We start from the raw sequence: 21423 nt of genomic DNA on the forward strand, positions 1-21423 counted from the left end.
ATAATAAAATAAGTTTTATAAGATAGCCATAGAGATGCCAGGCAAGATACGAAATTTGGTGATTGAATTCACAAAAAGCAGGGTTTTAATTTGCGAAGCGAATTAATTTTCCACACACTCTGCTGTGATATGACATTTGCCGTATGGATTAGCCCGTAGCCCGGGCCGATCGCACTATAAAAAGAGTTACGAGGCTTCACTCGGGGTCTTCTAGGGGGAATAAAGTGAGTATTCTAGGCTACTTACAGCGCGTAGGGCGCGCTTTGATGGTGCCGGTGGCCACGCTGCCCGCCGCCGCCATCCTTATGGGTGTCGGTTACTGGATCGATCCGGTCGGCTGGGGGGGCGATAATGCGCTCGCTGCCTTCTTTATCAAGTCCGGTGCCGCCATTATAGATAACATGTCTGTGCTGTTCGCCATCGGTGTTGCATACGGCATGTCCAAAGATAAAGACGGTGCAGCGGCGCTGACCGGCTTTGTCGGTTTTCTGGTTTTGACCACGCTCTGTTCACCTGCCGCGGTCTCCATGATCCAGAGCATCCCGGAAGCGGAAGTTCCTGCCGCCTTCGCGAAAATTAATAACCAGTTCGTGGGTATCCTGGTGGGTATCATCTCGGCTGAGCTGTATAACCGCTTCAGCGGCGTGGAGTTGCCGAAAGCGCTGTCGTTCTTTAGCGGTCGCCGTTTGGTGCCGATTCTGACCTCCTTCGTGATGATTGCTGTCGCCTTCGTACTGATGTACGTCTGGCCGGTGATCTTTGGCGGCCTGGTGGAGTTCGGCGAATATATCCAGAAAATGGGTTCCATTGGCGCCGGGGTTTACGCTTTCTTTAACCGTCTGCTGATCCCGGTAGGCCTGCACCATGCGCTGAACTCGGTATTCTGGTTCGATGTCGCGGGTATCAACGATATTCCTAACTTCCTGGGCGGCGCTCAGTCTATCGAGGCGGGTAAAGCGGTTGTGGGTATCACCGGTCGCTATCAGGCGGGCTTCTTCCCGATCATGATGTTCGGTCTGCCTGGTGCGGCGCTGGCGATTTACCAGTGCGCACGCCCCGAAAACAAAGCGAAGGTGATGGGTATCATGATGGCGGGGGCGTTCGCCGCCTTCTTCACCGGTATCACCGAGCCGCTGGAGTTCTCCTTCATGTTCGTTGCGCCGGTACTGTACGTGATTCACGCCGCACTGACCGGTATCTCTGTTTTCATCGCCGCCAGCATGCACTGGATTGCCGGTTTCGGTTTCAGCGCCGGTCTGGTGGATATGGTGCTCTCTTCGCGTAACCCGCTGGCCACGCAGTGGTACATGCTGATTCCGCAGGGCCTGGTGTTCTTCGTTATTTACTATCTGGTGTTCCGCTTCACCATCACCAAATTTAACCTGATGACGCCGGGGCGCGAGCTGGCCGTGGCCGGTAGCGAAGCCGATGGTCAGGACACCAATGTCAGCGGCGGTGAGAAGCAGGACGTCGCCGAACTGGCTCGTCAGTACATCGCAGCGGTAGGGGGTTCCGATAACCTGACCGGTATCGATGCCTGTATCACTCGCCTGCGTTTGTCGGTGAAAGATTCTGCGGTGGTGGATGACGCACTGGCTAAGCGCCTTGGCGCCAGCGGCGTGATTCGCCTGAACAAGACCAGCGTACAGATCATCGTTGGCTTTGTAGCTGAGAAGATCGCCAACGCCATGAAGACCACGGGACCGGTTGCAGCCTCACAGTCTGACGCAGCTCAGTCGGCGCCTGCCGCACAGGCCAGGCCTCAGGCGGTGCGCAACGACCTGCCGACGCTGTTGACCCTGGTGGCGCCGGTTAGCGGCGAACTGGTGGCGCTGGACGAGGTGCCGGACGAAGCCTTCGCCAGCAAAGCGGTAGGCGACGGCGTAGCGATTAAGCCCAGCGATAAGACGGTCGTGGCTCCGGCGGCAGGCACCGTGGTGAAAATCTTTAATACCAACCACGCTTTCTGCCTGGAGACCGATGACGGCGCTGAGATTGTGGTGCACATGGGTATCGATACCGTGGCGCTGGCAGGTAAAGGCTTTAAGCGTCTGGTAGAAGAGGGGGCCTCTGTTGCTGCCGGTCAGCCGGTGCTGGAGATGGATCTCGACTTCCTGAACGCCAATGCGCGCTCGATGATTAGCCCGGTGGTCTGCAGCAACATCGACGACTACAGCGGTCTGGTGGTGAAAGCGACCGGTACTCTGGTGGCTGGCGAAACCCCGCTGTACGAGATTAAAGCGAAGAAATAACGTCTGTCGGACGATATCTCTGAGAGCGGCCGGGTGAGAACCCGGCCGTTTTTTTATTCCCGCGCCAAAGCTGTGCGAATTTCTGTAACTAAGGGTTGTGTCCGGCGACGGCTTGTAAGATCATTCCACGTTAACCGAGTTAAAAACGCTTTGAGGTATTAAGAGATGAGTGAGGCTGAAGCCCGCCCAACTAACTTTATTCGCCAGATTATTGATGAGGATCTGGCCAGCGGCAAACACACCACCATTTGCACGCGTTTCCCTCCTGAGCCGAACGGCTATCTGCATATCGGCCATGCGAAATCCATCTGCCTGAACTTCGGCATCGCTCAGGATTACCAGGGCACCTGCAATCTGCGCTTCGACGACACTAACCCGGTTAAAGAAGATATCGAGTATGTGGACTCCATTAAGCAGGATGTCGAGTGGCTGGGCTTTCACTGGGCGGGTGACGTGCGTTACTCCTCTGACTATTTCGACCAGCTGTACCACTACGCCATCGAACTGATCAACAAAGGCCTGGCTTTCGTTGATGAACTGACGCCGGAGCAGATTCGTGAATACCGCGGCACTCTGACCGAGCCGGGCAAGAACAGCCCGTATCGCGATCGCAGCGTGGAAGAGAACCTGGCGCTGTTTGAAAAGATGCGTGCCGGTGAATTCGCCGAGGGCACCGCCTGCCTGCGTGCGAAGATCGATATGGCATCGCCGTTTATGGTGATGCGCGATCCGGTGCTGTACCGCATTAAATTTGCCGATCATCACCAGACCGGCAATAAGTGGTGCATCTACCCGATGTATGATTTCACCCACTGCATTTCCGATGCGCTGGAAGGGATCACCCATTCGCTGTGTACCCTGGAATTCCAGGATAACCGCCGCCTGTATGACTGGGTGCTGGACAATATCACCATTCCGGCTCATCCGCGTCAGTACGAGTTTTCGCGCCTGAATCTGGAATACGCCATTATGTCCAAGCGTAAACTCAATCTGCTGGTGACCGAGAAGATAGTGGAAGGCTGGAACGATCCGCGTATGCCGACCATTTCCGGTCTGCGTCGCCGTGGCTACACTGCGGCCTCTATCCGCGAATTCTGCAAACGTATCGGCGTGACCAAGCAGGACAACACCGTTGAGATGGCGTCGCTGGAAGCCTGCATTCGCGAAGATCTGAATGAGAATGCGCCGCGTGCGATGGCGGTTATCGATCCGGTTAAGCTTATCATCACCAACTACCCGCAGGGGCAGAGCGAGATGGTGACCATGCCGAATCATCCGAACCGTCCGGAGATGGGTAACCGCGAGGTGCCTTTCAGCGGTGAAATCTGGATCGATCGCGCTGACTTCCGTGAAGAAGCGAACAAGCAGTATAAGCGTCTGGTGCTGGGCAAAGAGGTACGTCTGCGTAACGCCTATGTGATCAAAGCCGAAGAGGTGGAAAAAGACGCCGATGGCAATATCACCGCGATTCGCTGTAGCTACGATGCTGATACCCTGAGCAAAGATCCGGCCGATGGCCGCAAGGTGAAAGGGGTGATTCACTGGGTCAGCGCTGCTCACGCATTGCCCATTGAAATCCGCCTCTATGACCGTCTGTTCAGCGTGGCGAACCCGGGCTCGGCGGAAGATTTCCTTTCTACCGTTAACCCAGAATCGCTGGTGGTGAAGCAGGGCTACGGAGAGCAGAGCCTGAAGGCGGCACAGCCGGAAAACGCGTACCAGTTCGAACGTGAAGGCTACTTCTGTCTTGATGGGCTGACCAGCAGCGCCGATAAGCCGGTATTTAACCGCACCGTTGGACTGCGTGATACCTGGGCGAAAATGGGCGGCTAATATTGCGCGCCTGAATCGCCATAAGTAAAACCCCGGCCTCTGCGCCGGGGTTTTATTCTCTATACAAAAAACCGGAGAGCGATCTCCGGTTTTTTTTGGCTGTGGCGTAGACTCGCTTACTTCTTGCTGGCCTCATGGGCGCCATCGTCTTCCCGACAGTCTCCTTCAGCGCAGTGGCCGTACAGGTAGAGGCTGTGGTTGGTCAGGCGGATATTGTGCCGGGTGGCGATCTCGCGCTGACGAGTTTCAATAGAATCATCGCTGAATTCAATCACCTTGCCGCAATCCAGGCAGATAAGGTGATCGTGATGATGCTGCTGCGTCAGCTCAAAAACAGACTTTCCGCCTTCGAAGTTGTGACGGGTGACAATGCCTGCATCGTCGAACTGGTTCAGCACGCGGTAAACCGTGGCCAGACCAATCTCTTCACCCATATCGATCAGTCGCTTGTACAAGTCTTCCGCACTGACATGGTGATTTTCAGGCTCCTGTAACACTTCCAGGATTTTTAACCGGGGAAGCGTGACTTTCAGGCCGGCCTTCTTTAATGCGGTATTGTTGTCAGTCATGCGGAATATGTCCTGTTGCTTAATGACTTAGCTCCTCTGGAGCACTGCATAGAATTCATGAAAAAGATGAATGCGTCTCATTATAGAACCGTGAAGGGTAAATGAAAACCGCGTTCAACCTGCAAAAATGTGAATAAAAAAGTGGGAAAAATTATGCCAGATACGGCACCGATGCCCAATTTACCGGGCTTATTGTACAACTTAGTGGGGCAAAGTTAAGGAAATGTATCAATTATTACTATCGGTTATATCTATTAATGCGGCGCAGATCGCGCCGCAACAACTTATCATCAGGCGTTGATGATTTCATCAAGATGCAGCTCTTCAGAGATCTGCTTAACCCATTTCTCAACGCGCTCGTTGGTCAGCTCCGGCTGACGGTCTTCATCAATAGCCAGACCCAGGAAGTGGTCATCATCGGCCAGCCCTTTCGACGCTTCGAAGTGGTAACTTTCGGTCGGCCAGTGACCCACGATGGTGGCGCCGTTCGGTTCGATAATATCGCGAATGGTACCCAGCGCGTCGCAGAAGTATTCCGCATAGTCTTCCTGATCGCCGCAGCCAAACAGCGCAACCAGCTTACCGTTGAAGTCTACCTCTTCCAGCGTGGGGAAGAAGTCGTCCCAGTCACACTGTGCTTCACCGTAGTACCAGGTCGGGATACCAAGCAGCAGAATATCGAAGCCTTCCAGGTCTTCTTTGCTGCTTTTAGCAATATCATGCACCTCAGCAACTTCTTTACCGAGCTGTTTCTGAATCATTTTTGCGATATTTTCGGTATTGCCGGTGTCGCTGCCGAAAAAAATGCCTACGATTGCCATGAGTAAAGTAACCTCTTGAATCTAAAAAAGTATGGTGGCTGCGTAATGCCCACGGATAGGGCAATCATAGCAGAAGCCCTTCGAGTGCGGAAACCGCTATTCGCCGCAGGGTGCACAGTATGCAACATACCTGACGGCGTAAGGGGCGGTCTTAGCCCCGGAGCTGGGCGAGCTGGCTCAGCAGAATCTCTTCGATAAGCTCGCTGCGGCTGATGTTACGCGCATCGGCGAGCTCATTGAGCGCATCCACCGCCTCGGCATTGAGTTTGAGCTCAACGCGCTTCAGGCCGCGGACTTTGTCACGTTTGAGCTGATTGCGCTTGTTGATGCGCAGTTGCTCGTCACGCGACAGCGGATTGGTTTTGGGTCGACCCGGGCGGCGCTCGTTCGCAAAGAGATCGAGCGTCGTGCGGTCCGTTTGTTCTTTTGCCATGATTTGCTGCTGCTGGACAGGGAAAAGGCTACGGGAGCGGATTTTTACAGCGCGCCATCATACATTAGTGCCATCCGGTGCGCCAACGCCTGGAGCGTATCTGGCGACCGGACGATGGGTTTTTAATCAGAAGTAAGGAAGCGATCAATGGCCCGCAGTACCGCCTGGGGTTTTTCCGCGTGGACCCAGTGTCCGGCACCGGCGATGACGTGCGCGCGGGCCTGGGGGAACTGTGCGGCAATCTCCGCCTGTGAGGAAGCCTGAATATAAGGTGAATCGCCGCCGCGGATAAACAGCGCCGGGTGCGGCCAGGGGGGCGTGGGCTCCCAACCGGTGATATTGTCGTACTGATCCCAGAGCACCGGCACATTGAAGCGCCACTCGCCGCTGGCGAAGGATTTCAGCAGGAACTGGATAATGCCTTCTTCCTCGATGTGTTCGCGCATTATCGCCGCGGCATCGTGGCGGCGGGTAACGCCACTGTCGGTCACTGCGCGCACAGCGGCGAAGATGGCATCATGGCGGCGCACCGGGTAGGCCACCGGTGCAATATCAATCATCACCAGTTGTTCGATGCGCTCCGGAGCCAGGGCGCTCAGCGCCATCGACACTTTACCGCCCATGGAGTGGCCGATCAGCGTCACTTTATCAAGCTGACAGTCGTCCAGAGTATCCAGCACGTCCTGCGCCATTTCCCTGTACGTCATGCTATCGCTTCGCGGGGAGAGACCGTGATTGCGCAGATCGAGCTGCAGCACCGTGCGATCTTGCACCAGAGAGCGTCCCAGCACCCCAAGATTGTCCAGGCTGCCGAACAGGCCGTGAATCAGGACGACGGGCGCATGGTCGTCCCTGGATTGTGCAGTTTGCAGGCGGGTATTGAGTTTCATCGCAAAGTTCTTTTTTTGAGTTCGTCTGGTTAGGGTATCATGTTCGGCATTCTGCCGTGCGGTGGCAATTTCCGGTTAATTCCGACTTTTGCCGCTATCCTGGTTTGACGCTATCCGCTGTTGAGATTTGTCTTTATAATCCCAACGACTTGTATTCAGAAAGATATTGCACTGGATTAAGATGAAAACGATTGAAGTTGATGACGAGCTGTATCGCTATATTGCCAGCCACACCCTGCACATTGGCGAGAGCGCGTCCGACATTTTGCGGCGTATGTTGAAAGTTTCCGCCGCCCTGCCTGCACAGACCACTTCAGCAAAACCCCAGGCGCCTGTGGCCAGCGTCAGCGCGGAGCCGAAACCGATGGTGAAAGGCACCCGCGAGCGCGTACGCGCGGTGCGTGAACTGCTGCTCTCTGATGAGTATGCCGAGCAGAAGAAGGCCGTTAATCGTTTTATGCTGGTACTCTCCACGCTCTATTCTCTGGATGCCGCCGCCTTTGTCGAAGCGACAGAATCCCTGCACGGTCGCACCCGTGTTTACTTCGCGACTGATGAGCGCACCCTGCTTAAGAGCGGCAACCAGACCAAGCCGAAAGCGGTTCCCGGCACGCCGTACTGGGTGATTACCAATACCAATACAGGCCGCAAATGCAGCATGATTGAACATATTATGCAGAGCATGCAGTTCCCCGCGGAGCTGATCGAGAAAGTTTGCGGCACCATCTAACTCTGATGTCAGAAGGATCAGGACAATGGCTAACCATGAACGCGCAGGGCAACCTGCACAGCAGAGCGATCTGATTAATGTCGCGCAGTTGACGGCGCAGTACTACGTGCTGAAGCCGGAAACGGGCAATCCTGAACATGCGGTTAAATTTGGCACTTCCGGCCACCGCGGCAGCGCTGCCCGTCACAGTTTCAACGAGCCGCACATTCTGGCCATTGCCCAGGCGATAGCGGAAAACCGTGCCGCTAACGGCATTACCGGCCCCTGCTATGTGGGCAAAGATACTCATGCGCTCTCTGAACCGGCGTTTATCTCGGTTCTGGAAGTGCTGAGCGCCAACGGCGTCGAGGTCATTGTTCAGCAGGATAACGGCTTTACGCCGACGCCTGCGGTGTCTAACGCCATTCTGGAGCACAATAAGAAGGCGGGCTCTCAGGCGGACGGCATTGTGATCACGCCGTCTCACAACCCGCCGGAAGATGGCGGTATCAAGTATAATCCGCCCAACGGCGGCCCGGCCGATACCAACGTCACGAAGGTTATCGAAGATCGCGCCAACCAGCTTCTGGCTGAAGGGTTAAAGTCCGTGAAGCGCCAGTCTCTTGACCAGGCCTGGGCCAGCGGTCAGGTGCGCGAGCTGGATCTGGTACAGCCGTTTATCGAAGGTCTGGCGACCATCGTAGATATGGATGCCATCCGTAAAGCAGGCCTGAAGCTGGGCGTCGATCCTCTGGGCGGCTCTGGTATTGAATACTGGAAGCGCATCGCCGAACACTATCAACTTGATCTCACCATCGTGAACGATCAGGTGGATCAGACCTTCCGCTTTATGCACCTTGATAAAGACGGCGCTATCCGTATGGACTGCTCTTCGGAGTGCGCCATGGCGGGGCTGCTGGCGCTTCGCGATAAGTTCGACCTGGCTTTCGCCAACGATCCCGACTATGACCGTCACGGCATTGTCACGCCGGTCGGCCTGATGAATCCTAACCACTATCTGGCCGTGGCCATCAACTACCTGTTCCGCCACCGTCCGCAGTGGGGCAACGAAGTGGCCGTTGGTAAGACGCTGGTTTCCTCGGCGATGATCGACCGGGTGGTCGACGACCTGGGTCGCAAGCTGGTGGAAGTGCCAGTCGGTTTTAAGTGGTTCGTGGACGGTCTGCACGACGGCAGTTTCGGCTTTGGTGGTGAAGAGAGCGCCGGGGCATCGTTCCTGCGCTTCGATGGCACGCCGTGGTCCACCGATAAAGACGGTATCATCATGTGTCTGCTGGCGGCGGAAATTACCGCCGTCACCGGTAAAAACCCGCAGCAGCACTATGACGAACTGGCGGCTCGCTTCGGCGCCCCGAGCTATAACCGTATACAGGCTTCGGCCACCTCAGCACAGAAAGCGGCGCTGTCGAAGTTGTCTCCGGAAATGGTGAGCGCCAGTACCCTGGCGGGTGACCCTATTACCGCGCGTTTAACCGCGGCGCCGGGTAACGGAGCCTCCATCGGTGGTCTGAAAGTGATGACCGATAACGGCTGGTTTGCCGCTCGCCCGTCCGGTACCGAGGATGCCTACAAGATTTACTGTGAAAGCTTCCAGGGCGCGGAGCATCGTCAGCAGATTGAAAAAGAGGCTGTAGAGATCGTCAGCCAGGTGCTGAAAGACGCTAAATAATCGCTGTCTGTCTCACAAAAAATCCATCTGCCTGGCAGGTGGATTTTTTTTGTCCGCAAATCGCTCAAAAGGTACCGTCAGTTCCATCCCGGAGTGGTATTTTCTGGGGCCAGGAATAATCCCAAGGCGTTTTCTCAAGGAGAGATAAGATGCTGAACTTACGTAGCCCCGCCCCCCAACGTATTGTGGTGCTTGGTGGGGGAACCGCTGGCTGGTTCGCGGCCATTGCCCTGCGCAGGCTGTTTAGCCCGAAGGTGGACATTCAGGTCATTGAATCCTCTTCGATCGGCATTGTCGGCGTGGGGGAAGGCGGATTACTTAATTTCATCAACGCCCTGCAACGCTACCAGATTGATATCGATGAGTTCGTTCGCGAAACCGGTGCTGCATGGAAGTGGGGATTCAGCTATGAAGGCTGGCGAACCGGCGGCGAAGACGACCGCTTTTATCACCTGTTCGCCTCCCAGGAGACGCCGGTTTCACGCTGGAGCGAGCGCGGTTTCTATCCCTGCCTTTCGGCCATGATCGGTCAGAACATCCCGCTGGAAAGCTATCTGGCGGCCAGCCCGCTGATTAAAGCCAATACGCCCCAGGACCAGGCTAGTGCGCTACTGAAAGCCAACGGTGGGGATATTGTTCCTTCCTTCCACTTCGACAGCTACAAACTGGCGACCTACCTGAAAAAGGTGGCGCTGTCGCGTGGGGTGATGCATCTGGATACGGTGGTGGAAGAGGTGGTTTTCGACCAGCAGGGCCATGCCCGTATGCTGCGCTGCGCCGATAATCGCACTATCGACGTTGATTTCCTGATCGACGCCAGCGGCCTGTCGCGCAAGGTGTTGGGCAAGAGCATGGGCGGCAAGTGGCACTCGTTCAGCGACTACCTGCTGATGGATTCCGCCATTCCCTTTTATATGCCGCATCCCCATGAAAACCCGATGCTGGTGACCCGGGCTATCACCATGGATGCAGGCTGGATGTGGCAGATCCCGCTGATCGACAGGGTGGGGGCTGGCTATGTCTTTAGCAGCAAGCATATCTCCGAACAGCAGGCAATTGCCGAGATCGAACAGCGGCTGGGCTATGCCATCACGCCCCATAAAACTCTGCGTTTCGATCCCGGCTGCTTTGAAGAGGTGTGGGTCGGCAACGTCATGGCATTGGGTCTGTCCAGCGGTTTTGTCGAGCCGCTGGAAGCCACTTCTATTGGTCAGATGCTGGAGCAGTTGTACAGCTTTGAGCGGGTACTGGTGCACAGCCAGGGGATTATTTCTGATAAAACGATCCGCGAATTTAACCAGGCTAACTTCCAGTCCTGGCTGGGGATTCGCGACTTCCTGCGGATGCACTACGACAACACCCGTCGCGACACGCCGCTGTGGCAGGCGGTATCTGAGTCGCCTTATCCGGAAAGCTATCGCGCGCTGCGTGAGTGCTGGCAGGAGCGCACGCCGCGCCTGCTGGATGTGGAAAGCTACGCCATCAACGGCTGGCGCGGTATTTTCCACGCCATCAACTGGATGTTTGTGGCGGCGCCGCTGGGGGTGGTGCCGTCACGGGCAGGACAGATGGATCTGCTGGCGCTACCGGCAGAAAAACGTCAGCAGGCGCTGAATTTTGCCGCCGAACGGCATCAGGAGATAAACCGGTAACCGATACCGGTTTCGGTCAGCAGATGGCGCGGGCGCGCCGGGTCCTGCTCCAGCTTCTGGCGCAGGTGCCCCATATAGATGCGCAGATAGTGGCTGTGTTCCACGGCGTTAGGGCCCCACACCTGATTAAGCAACTGGCGCTGGGTGAGTACCTTGCCTTCGTTATTCAGCAATGTCGCCAGCAGCCGGAATTCGATGGGGGTCAGGTGAATCTCCGCATCGCCGCGGGTGATACGCCTGGCAGCCAGATCGACGCGGATATCGGCAAACTGCCAGACCGGTGCGGGCTGCTCGCCACCGCAGCGGCGTAGCGCCACCCGCAGGCGCGCCTGAAGCTCGCCAATGCCGAAGGGCTTGCACAGATAGTCGTCGGCCCCGGCGTCCAGCGCCGCGATCTTGTCCTGCTCGTCGCTGCGCGCCGACAGTACAATAATGGGCATGGCGCTCCACTGGCGGACTTCGCGAATAAAATCGACTCCGTCGCCGTCCGGCAGGCCGAGGTCCAGAATCACCAATTCCGGCTTACGGGTAGCGGCCTCGATCAGACCGCGCTGCAGCGTCTCTGCTTCATGAACCCGTATCCCTTCATCTTCCAGCGCGCTGCGCAGAAAGCGGCGAATGGCTTTTTCATCTTCCACAACCAGCAGATTAATCACAGTGCCTCACTCAGTTCATCCAGCGTCGGCGCGGGCTCCTGGGGCAACTCTAAGTGAAAACTGGCGCCTCCCTGAGGGCGGTTTTCCGCATAGATGGTGCCGTCATGGACGCTGACAATCGCCTGGCAGATAGCCAGGCCCAGCCCCACGCCAGGAATGGCCGACTCTTTGGTTCCTCTGGCGAATTTATCAAAAATCGCCTGTTCCTGCCCGTGGGGAATCCCGGGCCCGTTGTCCCGGACCTCCAGCGTCAGGGTATCCGGATGACGGGTGGCGTGAATACCGATCTGCGCATCGGGGCCTGCGTATTTGGTCGCATTTTCCAGCAGGTTAATCAGTACCCGTTCGAACAGCGGGCCATCCACGTGGATCAAACTGAGGGGGTCTGCCAGTTCGACATCGATATGCCGACAGCCAATAGCCAGTTGCGACATCTGCAGCGCGCTACCCACCACCTCTTCCAGAGTCAGCCATTCTCTCTTCAGATTAAAGCCGCCGGACTGAATACGCGCCATATCCAGCAGATTATTGACCAGACGGGTGGTGTTCAGCACCTGCTGACGAATTTCGCTGGCCTGAGGGGCATGTTTTGAGCCTTCGCTGGCCAGGTCCAGGGTCAGAATTTCCGCCTGGCCGAACAGCACGGTCAGCGGCGTACGCAGATCGTGGGAAAGCGCGGCCAGCAGCGAATTGCGGACCTGTTCACGTTCGGAAGCCAGTCGCGCCTGGGCTTCTCTGGCGCTCAATGCCAGACGCTCCAGCGCGTTAGTCACCAACAGCGTGAAGGTTTCCAGCAGCCGCTGCTGTTCCGGAATCATCAACTGGCGCGGGCTGGCGGGTTCGATGATAAGCACGCCCAGGCTGATGCCTGCCGCCCGTAGAGGCAGAATCTGGTAGGGAACGCCGGGAAGCGTGTCGGTCCCGGCACCGGCCGGTTGCCCCTTTTCGAAACTCCAGCGGGCGATGGCTTCGTCCCAGTGGCTAATGCCATCACCGCCGTGGCGCGGCTGGAGTCGCCCCTGATCATCCGGGGTGAGTAACTGGCTACGGGCGGCAAAGCTGCTGCTGAGAAAATGGGCGCTGGTGGCGGCGATCTCTCCCGGGGTACGGGTCATCGCCAGCGCTTTGGAAATCTCATACAGATGGCGGGTACGCTGCTCGCGGTAGCGGGCCACCCGAGCCTGGTAGCGCACGCCCGCGGTCAGATTACCAATCACCAGCCCCACGCTTAGCATGACCGCAAAGGTTAACAGGTACTGAACGTCGGAGACCGCCAGCGTTCCCTGAGGGGCGATAAAAAAGAGATCGAAACTCAGAACGTTGATAAAGGTGGCCAGCACCGAAGGCCAGCGTCCGTAAAACAGCGCTACCACCACCACACCCAGCAGATAGAGCATGACCAGGTTTGCGGCATCGAAACCGGCAAGCCAGTGGCTGGCGACCAGGGTAATCAACGCGCACAGGGCAACGGCCACCAGACAGCCGCGGAGCTGTGCCCGCCATTTTTCCGCAAAGCCGCGCGGATCCGGCGAGCGGGGGAGAGCGGCTCGGGGGGACTCTTCCAGCGCCACCACCACCAGGTCGAGATCCGGTGCGCGCATAGCCAAACGATCGGCAAAGCTACGCCGCAGCCAGGCGGGGCGGCGGTGAGCGTTGCGGCGGCCAATCAGGATCTTGCCCAGATTATGCTGACGGGCATAGCGTACTACCGCTTTTTCCTCTTCCGGATCGGAAAGGGTCGCGGTTTCCGCGCCCAGCTCCTGGGCCAGGCGCAATGCCCGCAGAATGGCGCGTCGCTGGTGTTCCGGCAGGCGATGCAGATGTGGCGTCTCGACATAGACCGCGTGCCAGGCGCTGCCGAGTTTGGCTGCCAGGCGTGCGGCGGTGCGCACCAGCTTTTCATTGCCGTCGCTGCTGCCGATACACAGCAGAATGGCGTCGCGGGTGTGCCACACCTTCTCCTGGCCCTGACGGTCGCGCCAGGCGCGCATCTGTTCATCTACCCGGTCAGCGGTACGGCGCAGCGCCAGCTCGCGCAGGGCGATCAGGTTCCCCTTACGGAAGAAGTTTTCAATGGCCCGTTCGGCCTGATCGGCGATATAAACCTTGCCTTCCCGCAGGCGCTGGCGCAGATCGTCCGGCGGCAGATCCACCAGGACCACCTCGTCGGCACCGTCGAAGATCGGATCCGGCACGGTCTCCCGTACCCGGATGCTGGTAACGCCGCTGACCACGTCATTCAGGCTTTCCAGGTGCTGTACGTTAACGGTGGTAAATACATCGATCCCGGCTTCGAGCAGCTCTTCCACATCCTGCCAGCGTCGGGGATGACGCGAGCCGGGAGCGTTACTGTGGGCCAGTTCATCCATCAGAATCAGGGCCGGAGCCCGGGCCAGCGCGGCGTCGAGATCGAACTCCCACAGGGTGCGATCCCGATGGTGAATGCGCCTGGGGGGCAAAACCGGTAGCCCTTCCACCAGGGCGGCGGTCTCTTTACGGCCGTGGGTTTCCACTACCCCCACCAGAATATCCAGCCCTTCGTCGCGAAGGCGGCGGGCTGCCTGAAGCATCGACCAGGTTTTGCCCACCCCGGCGCAGGCGCCAAAGAAGATTTTCAGCCGACCGCGACGCCCGGGCTGCGCCTGTTGCAGCAGCCTGTCGGGATCGGGGCGTCCGGGTTCCTCTGTCATTACTTACTCCTGAGTGCGTCCAGCGCCAGATTAAGCTTCAGTATATTGACCACCGGCAGACCGGGGAAGCCGGGAAGCGGTGTTTCGGTGTTCGCCGCCACCAGACGGCTGAGTTGCTCAGCCTTCAGGCCACGTTCTCTGGCGACGCGCGGAATCTGCCACGCTACGGCGGCGGGGCTCAGCTGTCCGTCCAGGCCACTCCCGGACGCGGTGAGCAGTTCCACCGGCACCTGACGGCTGGACTCCGGGTTAGCGGCCCGTAGCGCCGCGATGCGTTCTGCAAACTGTTTATCCAGTTCGGGATTCCCCGGCGCCAGATTGCTGCCGCCTGAAGCCATGGGATCGCTGCTGCCCGCAGAGGGGCGCCCCTGAAAGTAGCGGGCCTGATGGAATGGCTGACCGATAAGCGCTGAACCGCGCACCTCGCCATCCCGGGTTATCAGCGATCCGCCCGCCTGGGCGGGAAACCACCACTGACCGAGCAGCGTGGTCGCCAGCGGATAGAGCCCGCCGGTTACGATGGTCAGTAACAGCAGTGTCATTATAGCGGGACGTAAAATAGCCATGTGAGAGTCCTCTTAAAGCAGGGGGGTGAGCAGCAGGTCGATAAGCTTGATACCGATAAAGGGCGCGATCAGTCCGCCCAGACCGTAGAGCCAAAGATTGCGGCGCAGCATGGCCGCGGCGCTCAGCGGCCGGTAGCTCACCCCCTTCAACGCCAGCGGGATCAGAAAGATGATGATCAACGCATTGAAGATCACCGCGCTCAGGATCGCCGAGGCGGGGGAGTGCAGGTGCATCACATTCAGGGCGCTCAGTTGCGGATAAGTGACGGTAAAGGCCGCCGGGATGATGGCGAAATATTTTGCCACGTCATTGGCGATACTAAAGGTGGTCAGGGATCCCCGGGTCATCAGCATCTGTTTGCCGATATGCACCACCTCGATAAGCTTGGTGGGGTTCGAGTCAAGATCCACCATATTACCGGCCTCTTTGGCCGCCTGGGTGCCGGAGTTCATTGCCACGGCCACATCGGCCTGGGCCAGCGCGGGGGCATCGTTGGTACCGTCTCCGGTCATGGCGACCAGTCGACCTTCGGCCTGATACTGGCGAATCAGCGCCAGTTTCGCTTCCGGCGTGGCTTCGGCCAGGAAGTCATCGACACCGGCTTCAGCTGCGATGGCGGCGGCAGTCAGGCTGTTATCACCGGTGATCATCACGGTTTTGATGCCCATCTGCCTCAGCCGGGCGAAGCGCTCTTTAATACCGCCCTTGACGATATCTTTCAGGGCAATCACCCCCAGAACCTGGTTGCCTTCGGCCACCAGCAGCGGCGTACTGCCCAGACGCGCCACCTGTTCAACCAGGCTGTCCACAGCTCCCGGAAACTGGCCGCCGTTGGCTTCAATATGGCGGCGAATCGCATCCACCGAGCCTTTACGAATCAGGCGATTGTGCAGGTTGATGCCGCTCATACGGGTGCTGGCGGTAAAGGGCACGAAGGTGGCCTGCAGGCTCTGCAGGTCGCGCTCGCGCAGATTGAAGCGCTGTTTGGCCAGCACCACAATGCTGCGCCCTTCCGGCGTTTCGTCCGCCAGCGAGGCAAGCTGGGCGGCATCGGCCAGGACCCGCTCTTCCACGCCAGGCGCTGGCAGAAATTCGCTGGCCTGGCGGTTACCCAGGGTGATGGTGCCGGTTTTATCCAATAGCAGCACATCGACATCCCCGGCGGCTTCTACTGCACGGCCGCTGGTGGCGATGACATTGGCGCCCAGCATCCGGCTCATCCCGGCAACCCCAATGGCCGACAGCAGGCCGCCAATAGTGGTGGGGATCAGGCAAACCAGCAGCGCCACCAGCACGGTAACGCTGACCGCGGTGCCGCCATAGAGTGAGAAGGGCCACAGAGTGGCGGTCGCCAGCAGGAAAATAATGGTCAGCGCCACCAGCAGAATGGTGAGTGCGATTTCGTTAGGGGTTTTACGACGCTGGGCGCCTTCCACCATGGCGATCATCCGGTCGAGAAAGGTTTCGCCCGGATTAACGCTACACTGAATCACCAGCCAGTCCGACAGAATGCGGGTTCCGCCGGTGACCGAGGCGAAATCGCCGCCGGATTCGCGGATCACCGGTGCCGATTCGCCGGTAATGGCGCTTTCATCCACCGAGGCGCCACCGGCTATCGCTTCGCCATCGCAGGGAATGATATCTCCGGCTTCCACCAGTACCACATCGCCCTTACGCAGATCGGCCGAGGGGATATGATCGATAGCGGCATCGCGCCGGGGCGCCTGTAGCCGTTTTGCAAAGGCGGTTTTTTTTACGCCGCGCAGGGCGCTGGCCTGAGCTTTACTGCGTCCTTCCGCCAGCGCTTCGGCCATATTGGCGAACAGCACGGTAAACCACAGCCACAGGCTGATAGCGCCGGTGAAGATCGCATCGCCGGGCAGGCGTCCGGCTGCCATGGCGACGGCCAGTAGGGTGGTCAGCAGACTTCCCACCCAGACCACAAACATCACCGGGTTGCGCCACTGCAGGGCCGGATTCAGTTTAACCAGGGCCTCTTTGATGGCCTGGCGGGTTAGCGCCGGTTCCAGCAGCGCCAGTTGTTTACGACTCATAGCTGTTTCTCCGGAAGGTCGTGCAGTAGAGCAAGATGTTCAGCCACTGGCCCAAGGGCGAGGGCGGGAATAAAGGTCAGGGCGCCTACCAGCAGGACAGTGCCGATAAGCAAGCCAATAAACAGGGGGCCGTGAGTGGGCAGGGTCCCCGGTGAGGCAGGCTGAGCCTGCTTGCGGGCCAGCGAGCCCGCAATTGCCAGCACCGGCGCGATAACGGCGAAGCGCCCCAGCAGCATGCAGAGCGCCAGCAGCAGGTTCCAGAACGGCGTATTGGCGCTCAAACCCGCGAAGGCGCTACCGTTATTGTTTGAGGCCGAAGACAGGGCGTAGAGCACTTCGCTGAAGCCGTGAGGGCCGGGATTCAGCATGGCGCTGCGACCGGCATCGGTCATCATGGCCAGGGCGCTGCCCGCCAGCACCAGGGCCGGGGTGACCAGAATTGCCAGCGCAGTCATTTTCATCTCCGGGACATCGATTTTCTTGCCCAGATATTCCGGGGTGCGGCCAATCATTAATCCGGCGATAAAAACCGCCAGCAGCACAAACAGCAGCATACCGTACAGGCCAGAACCGACGCCGCCGAACACCACTTCACCAATCTGCATCAGCCACATGGGGATCATGCCGCCCAGGGCGGTAAAGGAGTCGTGCATGGCGTTGACCGCACCGCAGGAGGCGGCGGTAGTGACGGTGGCGAACAGGCTGCTGGCCAGGATGCCGAAGCGACTCTCTTTGCCTTCCATATTCAGGCTACTGTCGGCGCCCAGCGCCAGCAGATGCGGGTTACCCTGAACTTCGCTCCACATCACCAGAGCGGCGCACAGTGCGAAGATAAGTGTCATCGCCCACAGCAACGTGCGCCCCTGGCGGCGATCGTTGCACTGTTCGCCAAAGGCGAAACAGAGCGCGGCGGGTATCAGGAAAATGGCCAGCATCTGAATGGCGTTGGTCAGCGCCGTGGGGTTCTCGAAAGGATGGGCCGAGTTGGCGTTAAAGAAGCCGCCGCCGTTGGTGCCCAGCATTTTAATGGCTTCCTGAGAGGCGACGGGCCCCATCGGCAGCATCTGTTTCAGGCCTTCCAGGGTGGTTATGGGCTGCGAAGCGGAAAAATTTTGCGGGACGCCCTGTTGAATAAAGACCAGCGCAATGATCAGCGCGATGGGCAACAGGACCCACAGCGTCACGCGAACCAGATCGCGCCAGGCGTTGCCAGGCGCACTGGCGTTACGTCGGGTCAGTCCACGAATGAGCGCGAAAGCCACCGCGATGCCGGTCGCAGCCGACAGGAAGTTCTGTACCGCAAGGCCCGCCATCTGGCTAAAGGCGCTCAGGCTGATTTCCCCCGCATAGGCTTGCCAGTTGGTATTGGTGACAAAACTGACGGCGGTGTTCAGGGCCAGATCCCAGCTCAGACCCGCCAGATGCTGCGGATTCAGGGGCAGCGAGCCCTGAGCGAGCAGGATGGCGAACAGCAGTCCCAGCCCGAGTCCGTTAAACAGCAGGAGCGCCAGCAGGTAACGGCGCCAGTCCATTTCGCGGTCAGTATCGCCCAGTAGCCGCCAGAGTGGGCGCTCAATGGCTCCCAGTACCGGCAGCGGCTCCCCGTCAATCAGCCGGGCCAGCAGCAGGCCCAATGGTCGTGCCAGAGCGAACAGCACCACCAGAAAGCCAACTATCAGTAACAATCCGGAGGCGGCCATCAGAATGCCTCCGCGTTAATCAGGGCGTAAAACAGGTAGCCCAGCAGTAACAGAACCAGCATCACGCCGGCAATAACACCCAGACTCATCTTCCACCTCCCGTGGCTTTTTATGGTGTGCCGTGAGAGTAGGAGTTACGCCGCAAAGAAGGTGCAAAAATCGGGGCGGGGCGTGTAAAAAAACTATAAAAACAGGCGGGTGCGGATTTACTTATATTTAGTATTATTTTAACTATTCTGTAACTAAATTACCGTTTTGAGCGGCATAAGCGGCAAAACAGCACGATTATCTGGTCGGATGAGTAGTAAATTTTCAGCCGGCGCGGTATTATTTTCCTCAGTTACCATTTCGTTTTTATACGGGCGCTCCGCCCGGCCAGCTAATTGAGGAGGGAAAATGGCGCTGTATAAACGTTATCCCGTGTGGAAAATTCTGTTGCGACGTACCCTGGCGGTGCTTGTTGGATTGCTGGCGCTGCCTGCAATGCTGTTGTGGAAAGATCGCGCCCGCTTCTATAGCTGGCTGCATCGCTACTGGTCGAAGACCAGCGACAAGCCGGTATGGATGGAGCAGGCGGAACTGGCTGCCCACGATTTTTATTAATCATTAACGTCAGCCGGTGGCGGTATGGGCGTACGGGTTTTATCATCAATGTGTTTCTTATGTTGAGCTTAACCGCCGCGGTAGCGGCAACTCACGCCACGGGCGACCGGTTGCTTTGCGTAACGCGCTGGCCAGCGCAGGTGCCACAACGGCGGTAGAGACCTCGCCACATCCCTGAGGCGGGCGATCGCTTTCCAGAATAACCACCTCAATCTCCGGCATTTCGTGTAGTTGCAGCAGTCCGTAATCATCAAAATTGCTTTCTACCACGCCGCCCTGTTCAAAGTGCAGATGGCTGTACCAGGCGCCGGTCAGCGCAAAGCCGATTCCCCCCTCAATATTGCAGCGGATCAGGTTGGGATTAATGACTTTTCCGCAGTCGATACCGCACACCGCTCGCGTGACCTGGTAGTCGCTGCCGTTAACCGCAATTTCCAGCGCCAGTGCCACATAGCTGACGAAAGCCTCGTCGCGCGCCACCCAGATATTAACCGCCAGACCGCGATAGTGGTTGTCCGGCAGCGGCGTCGACCAGTTAGCTGCGTCTGCCGTGGCTTTCAGGACGCGTTGCATCTCTGGCGCCTCATGCAACAGGTTGTAGCGATACTGATATTCATCAATGCCCGCTTTATCACTCAGTTCGCTGATAAAACTTTCCAGGCAGAACAGGCTGGCGACACTGCCAACGCCGCGCAAAAAACTCAGTGAGATGGGCTGTGGTACCAGGGTATTTTCCACCCGCAGCTCGGGAATGGAGTAGCGAGTGTTGTACAGGCACTCCACCATGGTTTCATCCCAGCCGCCGAGCTCTTCCACCCGGTGCTGATGCAGCTGGGCGAACAGGCCGTGCCCCACGCAGTGGGCGCGTAGCGCCTGGGGGTAGCCATCCGGCTTCAGGACCGCCTGGTAGTGAGCCAGTTCGCCGGGGCGGTAATAGCCGTGGCGAATATCGATAGCCCGGGGATAGATCACCTTTACCGGTTTTCCGGTCGCCTTCGAGGCCGTCGCTGCATGCATCACGGCATCGGGCAGATATTTCCGTCCGTAGCTGCCGCCGAGTAGGGTATTATTCAGCGTGACATCTTCCGGTTTCAGACCAAACATTTTTGCCAGCACGATACGCGTCAGATCCTGTCCCTGAAACGGCCCCCATACCGTGATCCGATCCGATTCAACCAGGCAGGTACCGTTACAGGGCTCCAGGGTGGCATGGGTGACATATTCGGTTTGATAGCGCGCCTCGTGGTAGCATGCGCTCGCTCTGGCCGCAGCAATAGCGCCAGGCGCATCGCCGCGGTCAGTGGCGATAATCGGTTGATTACGGTTCAGCGCCCGCTGGTTATCCTCATTCAGGGTCTGGCTGGAAAAGTTGTCTTTTTCGCTGTAGATCCACGCCACATCCAGCTTTTCTGCCGCTTTTTTCGCCTGCCAGAAGCTTTTCGCCACCACCAGTACGGTGTTGGGGGAGAGGTCCGGATCCCGTTTTACCATATTCATGGTCGACCAGTGACGGCTGATTATCAGATCCACCACGCCGGGCATGGCGCGAATCTCAGTTTCGTTGCGCAGGGCGCCTACTTTGCCGTTGAGCGAAGGGCCCATCCAGGGCACGGCTGTTAGCATCTCCGGGAGCGCGATGTCGATACCGAAGAGTGCCGATCCGTCCACTTTTTCTGGCGTATCGACTCGGGAAAGGGCGGTACCGATCATACCGGTCTGCTGCTCTTCACTGCGGTTTTTCAAATGAGGTCGGGGATTTAGCGTCAGTTCCCGGGTCAGTGGAATCAGTTGCCCGTAAGTGACCCGACGCCGGTGCGCGTCGTCCAGCACCTCAGCCTTATGGGTACGCAGCGTGGCGGCATCGACCTGCCAGTAACGCGCCGCAGCGCGAATAAACAGATCGCGAGCCTGGGCGCCAGCCAGTCGGGTACGCTCCCAGAACTGGGTCATAGAGGTTGATGCGGCGACAAACTGCTGAGGAAAAGGCTCTCCGCCGGAAGATTGCCGGTAGGCGTCACGGCCGGTGACGAAGCGGACGCTAACCTGCTCCCAGTCGGCATCCATTTCAGCGGCGACCACGCTGGCAAGACCGGTATAGATGCCCTGGCCGACCTCACACTGAGAGACGCCGATAACGACCTGATTATCGGGGCTAACCCAGATCCAGTCGTTGATTTCGTTCAGTTCAGGCGGCGTGGCAGCCTGAGAAACCACGGCGGCCCGGGCGCCGATGCCAATGGGCAGCAGTAGCGACAGGGTACCGGCGGCGCCGTATTTCAGCAGTTCGCGACGGGTAAGGGCCAT

General features: G+C 58.2%; 17 protein-coding genes. 6 read left to right on the forward strand and 11 right to left on the reverse strand.

The window, feature by feature from the left end; all coding sequences use genetic code 11:
- The first annotated feature begins 224 nt into the window (after positions 1-224).
- A complete protein-coding gene (gene nagE / locus FEM41_RS13265; RefSeq protein WP_138096419.1) occupies positions 225-2252 on the forward strand; it encodes an N-acetylglucosamine-specific PTS transporter subunit IIBC in 2028 nt (675 codons plus the stop codon).
- A gap of 165 nt (positions 2253-2417) precedes the next feature.
- Positions 2418-4085, forward strand: a complete 1668-nt coding sequence (gene glnS, locus FEM41_RS13270; RefSeq protein WP_138096420.1) for a glutamine--tRNA ligase — start codon at positions 2418-2420, stop codon at positions 4083-4085.
- Positions 4086-4201: 116 nt separating this feature from the next.
- Here the strand turns inward: glnS and fur are convergent, their stop codons facing one another.
- The 4 genes from fur to ybfF form a co-directional block, all read right to left on the reverse strand.
- Positions 4202-4654, reverse strand: a complete 453-nt coding sequence (gene fur, locus FEM41_RS13275; RefSeq protein WP_138096421.1) for a ferric iron uptake transcriptional regulator — start codon at positions 4652-4654, stop codon at positions 4202-4204.
- A 290-nt stretch (positions 4655-4944) separates the two neighbouring features.
- Positions 4945-5475 (reverse strand): flavodoxin FldA, encoded by a 531-nt coding sequence (gene fldA, locus FEM41_RS13280; RefSeq protein WP_138096422.1) that lies wholly within the window; start codon positions 5473-5475, stop codon positions 4945-4947.
- A gap of 151 nt (positions 5476-5626) precedes the next feature.
- Positions 5627-5908 (reverse strand): LexA regulated protein, encoded by a 282-nt coding sequence (gene ybfE, locus FEM41_RS13285; RefSeq protein WP_138096423.1) that lies wholly within the window; start codon positions 5906-5908, stop codon positions 5627-5629.
- Positions 5909-6030: 122 nt separating this feature from the next.
- A complete protein-coding gene (gene ybfF, locus FEM41_RS13290) occupies positions 6031-6798 on the reverse strand; it encodes an esterase (protein WP_138096424.1) in 768 nt (255 codons plus the stop codon).
- Positions 6799-6979: 181 nt separating this feature from the next.
- Here ybfF and seqA point away from each other — a divergent pair, with 181 nt between their 5' ends.
- From seqA to FEM41_RS13305, 3 genes are all read left to right on the forward strand, one after another.
- Complete coding sequence (gene seqA / locus FEM41_RS13295) at positions 6980-7528, forward strand: replication initiation negative regulator SeqA (protein ID WP_138096425.1); 549 nt, start codon at positions 6980-6982, stop codon at positions 7526-7528.
- Between the two features lie 25 nt (positions 7529-7553).
- Complete coding sequence (pgm, locus tag FEM41_RS13300) at positions 7554-9197, forward strand: phosphoglucomutase (alpha-D-glucose-1,6-bisphosphate-dependent) (protein WP_138096426.1); 1644 nt, start codon at positions 7554-7556, stop codon at positions 9195-9197.
- Between the two features lie 149 nt (positions 9198-9346).
- Positions 9347-10849, forward strand: coding sequence for a tryptophan halogenase family protein (locus FEM41_RS13305; protein ID WP_138096427.1), 1503 nt, complete (start codon positions 9347-9349; stop codon positions 10847-10849).
- On the opposite strand, the gene kdpE is transcribed toward FEM41_RS13305, so the two are convergent.
- From kdpE to kdpF, 6 genes are read right to left on the reverse strand one after another with little or no spacing between them, the layout of a single operon-like run.
- Positions 10831-11505 carry a two-component system response regulator KdpE gene (kdpE, locus tag FEM41_RS13310; RefSeq protein ID WP_138096428.1) on the reverse strand — a complete coding sequence of 225 codons (675 nt, stop codon included), beginning with the start codon at positions 11503-11505 and terminating at the stop codon, positions 10831-10833. The two genes, FEM41_RS13305 and kdpE, sit on opposite strands and share 19 nt — an antisense overlap.
- Entirely contained in the window at positions 11502-14195 is a 2694-nt protein-coding gene (kdpD, locus tag FEM41_RS13315; RefSeq protein ID WP_138096429.1) for a two-component system sensor histidine kinase KdpD, read from the reverse strand. The genes kdpE and kdpD overlap by 4 nt, the downstream gene beginning before the upstream one ends.
- Positions 14195-14761, reverse strand: a complete 567-nt coding sequence (gene kdpC / locus FEM41_RS13320; RefSeq protein ID WP_138096430.1) for a potassium-transporting ATPase subunit KdpC — start codon at positions 14759-14761, stop codon at positions 14195-14197. Before kdpC ends, kdpD begins: the two co-directional genes overlap by 1 nt.
- Before the next feature lie 12 nt (positions 14762-14773).
- Positions 14774-16816, reverse strand: a complete 2043-nt coding sequence (kdpB, locus tag FEM41_RS13325; protein ID WP_138096431.1) for a potassium-transporting ATPase subunit KdpB — start codon at positions 16814-16816, stop codon at positions 14774-14776.
- On the reverse strand, positions 16813-18516 hold the full coding sequence (gene kdpA, locus FEM41_RS13330; RefSeq protein ID WP_138096432.1) for a potassium-transporting ATPase subunit KdpA: 1704 nt from the start codon (positions 18514-18516) through the stop codon (positions 16813-16815). Before kdpA ends, kdpB begins: the two co-directional genes overlap by 4 nt.
- The gene (kdpF, locus tag FEM41_RS13335) at positions 18516-18605 is read right to left on the reverse strand and encodes a K(+)-transporting ATPase subunit F (RefSeq protein ID WP_138096433.1); all 90 of its coding nucleotides are present in this window, start codon (positions 18603-18605) and stop codon (positions 18516-18518) included. Before kdpF ends, kdpA begins: the two co-directional genes overlap by 1 nt.
- Before the next feature lie 307 nt (positions 18606-18912).
- Here kdpF and FEM41_RS13340 point away from each other — a divergent pair, with 307 nt between their 5' ends.
- The gene (locus FEM41_RS13340) at positions 18913-19119 is read left to right on the forward strand and encodes a DUF2517 family protein (RefSeq protein WP_138096434.1); all 207 of its coding nucleotides are present in this window, start codon (positions 18913-18915) and stop codon (positions 19117-19119) included.
- 57 nt (positions 19120-19176) lie between these two features.
- Here the strand turns inward: FEM41_RS13340 and FEM41_RS13345 are convergent, their stop codons facing one another.
- Positions 19177-21423, reverse strand: coding sequence for a xanthine dehydrogenase family protein molybdopterin-binding subunit (locus tag FEM41_RS13345; protein ID WP_138096435.1), 2247 nt, complete (start codon positions 21421-21423; stop codon positions 19177-19179).

This window comes from Jejubacter calystegiae, assembly GCF_005671395.1.
In the GTDB taxonomy this organism is placed as follows: domain Bacteria; phylum Pseudomonadota; class Gammaproteobacteria; order Enterobacterales; family Enterobacteriaceae; genus Jejubacter; species Jejubacter calystegiae.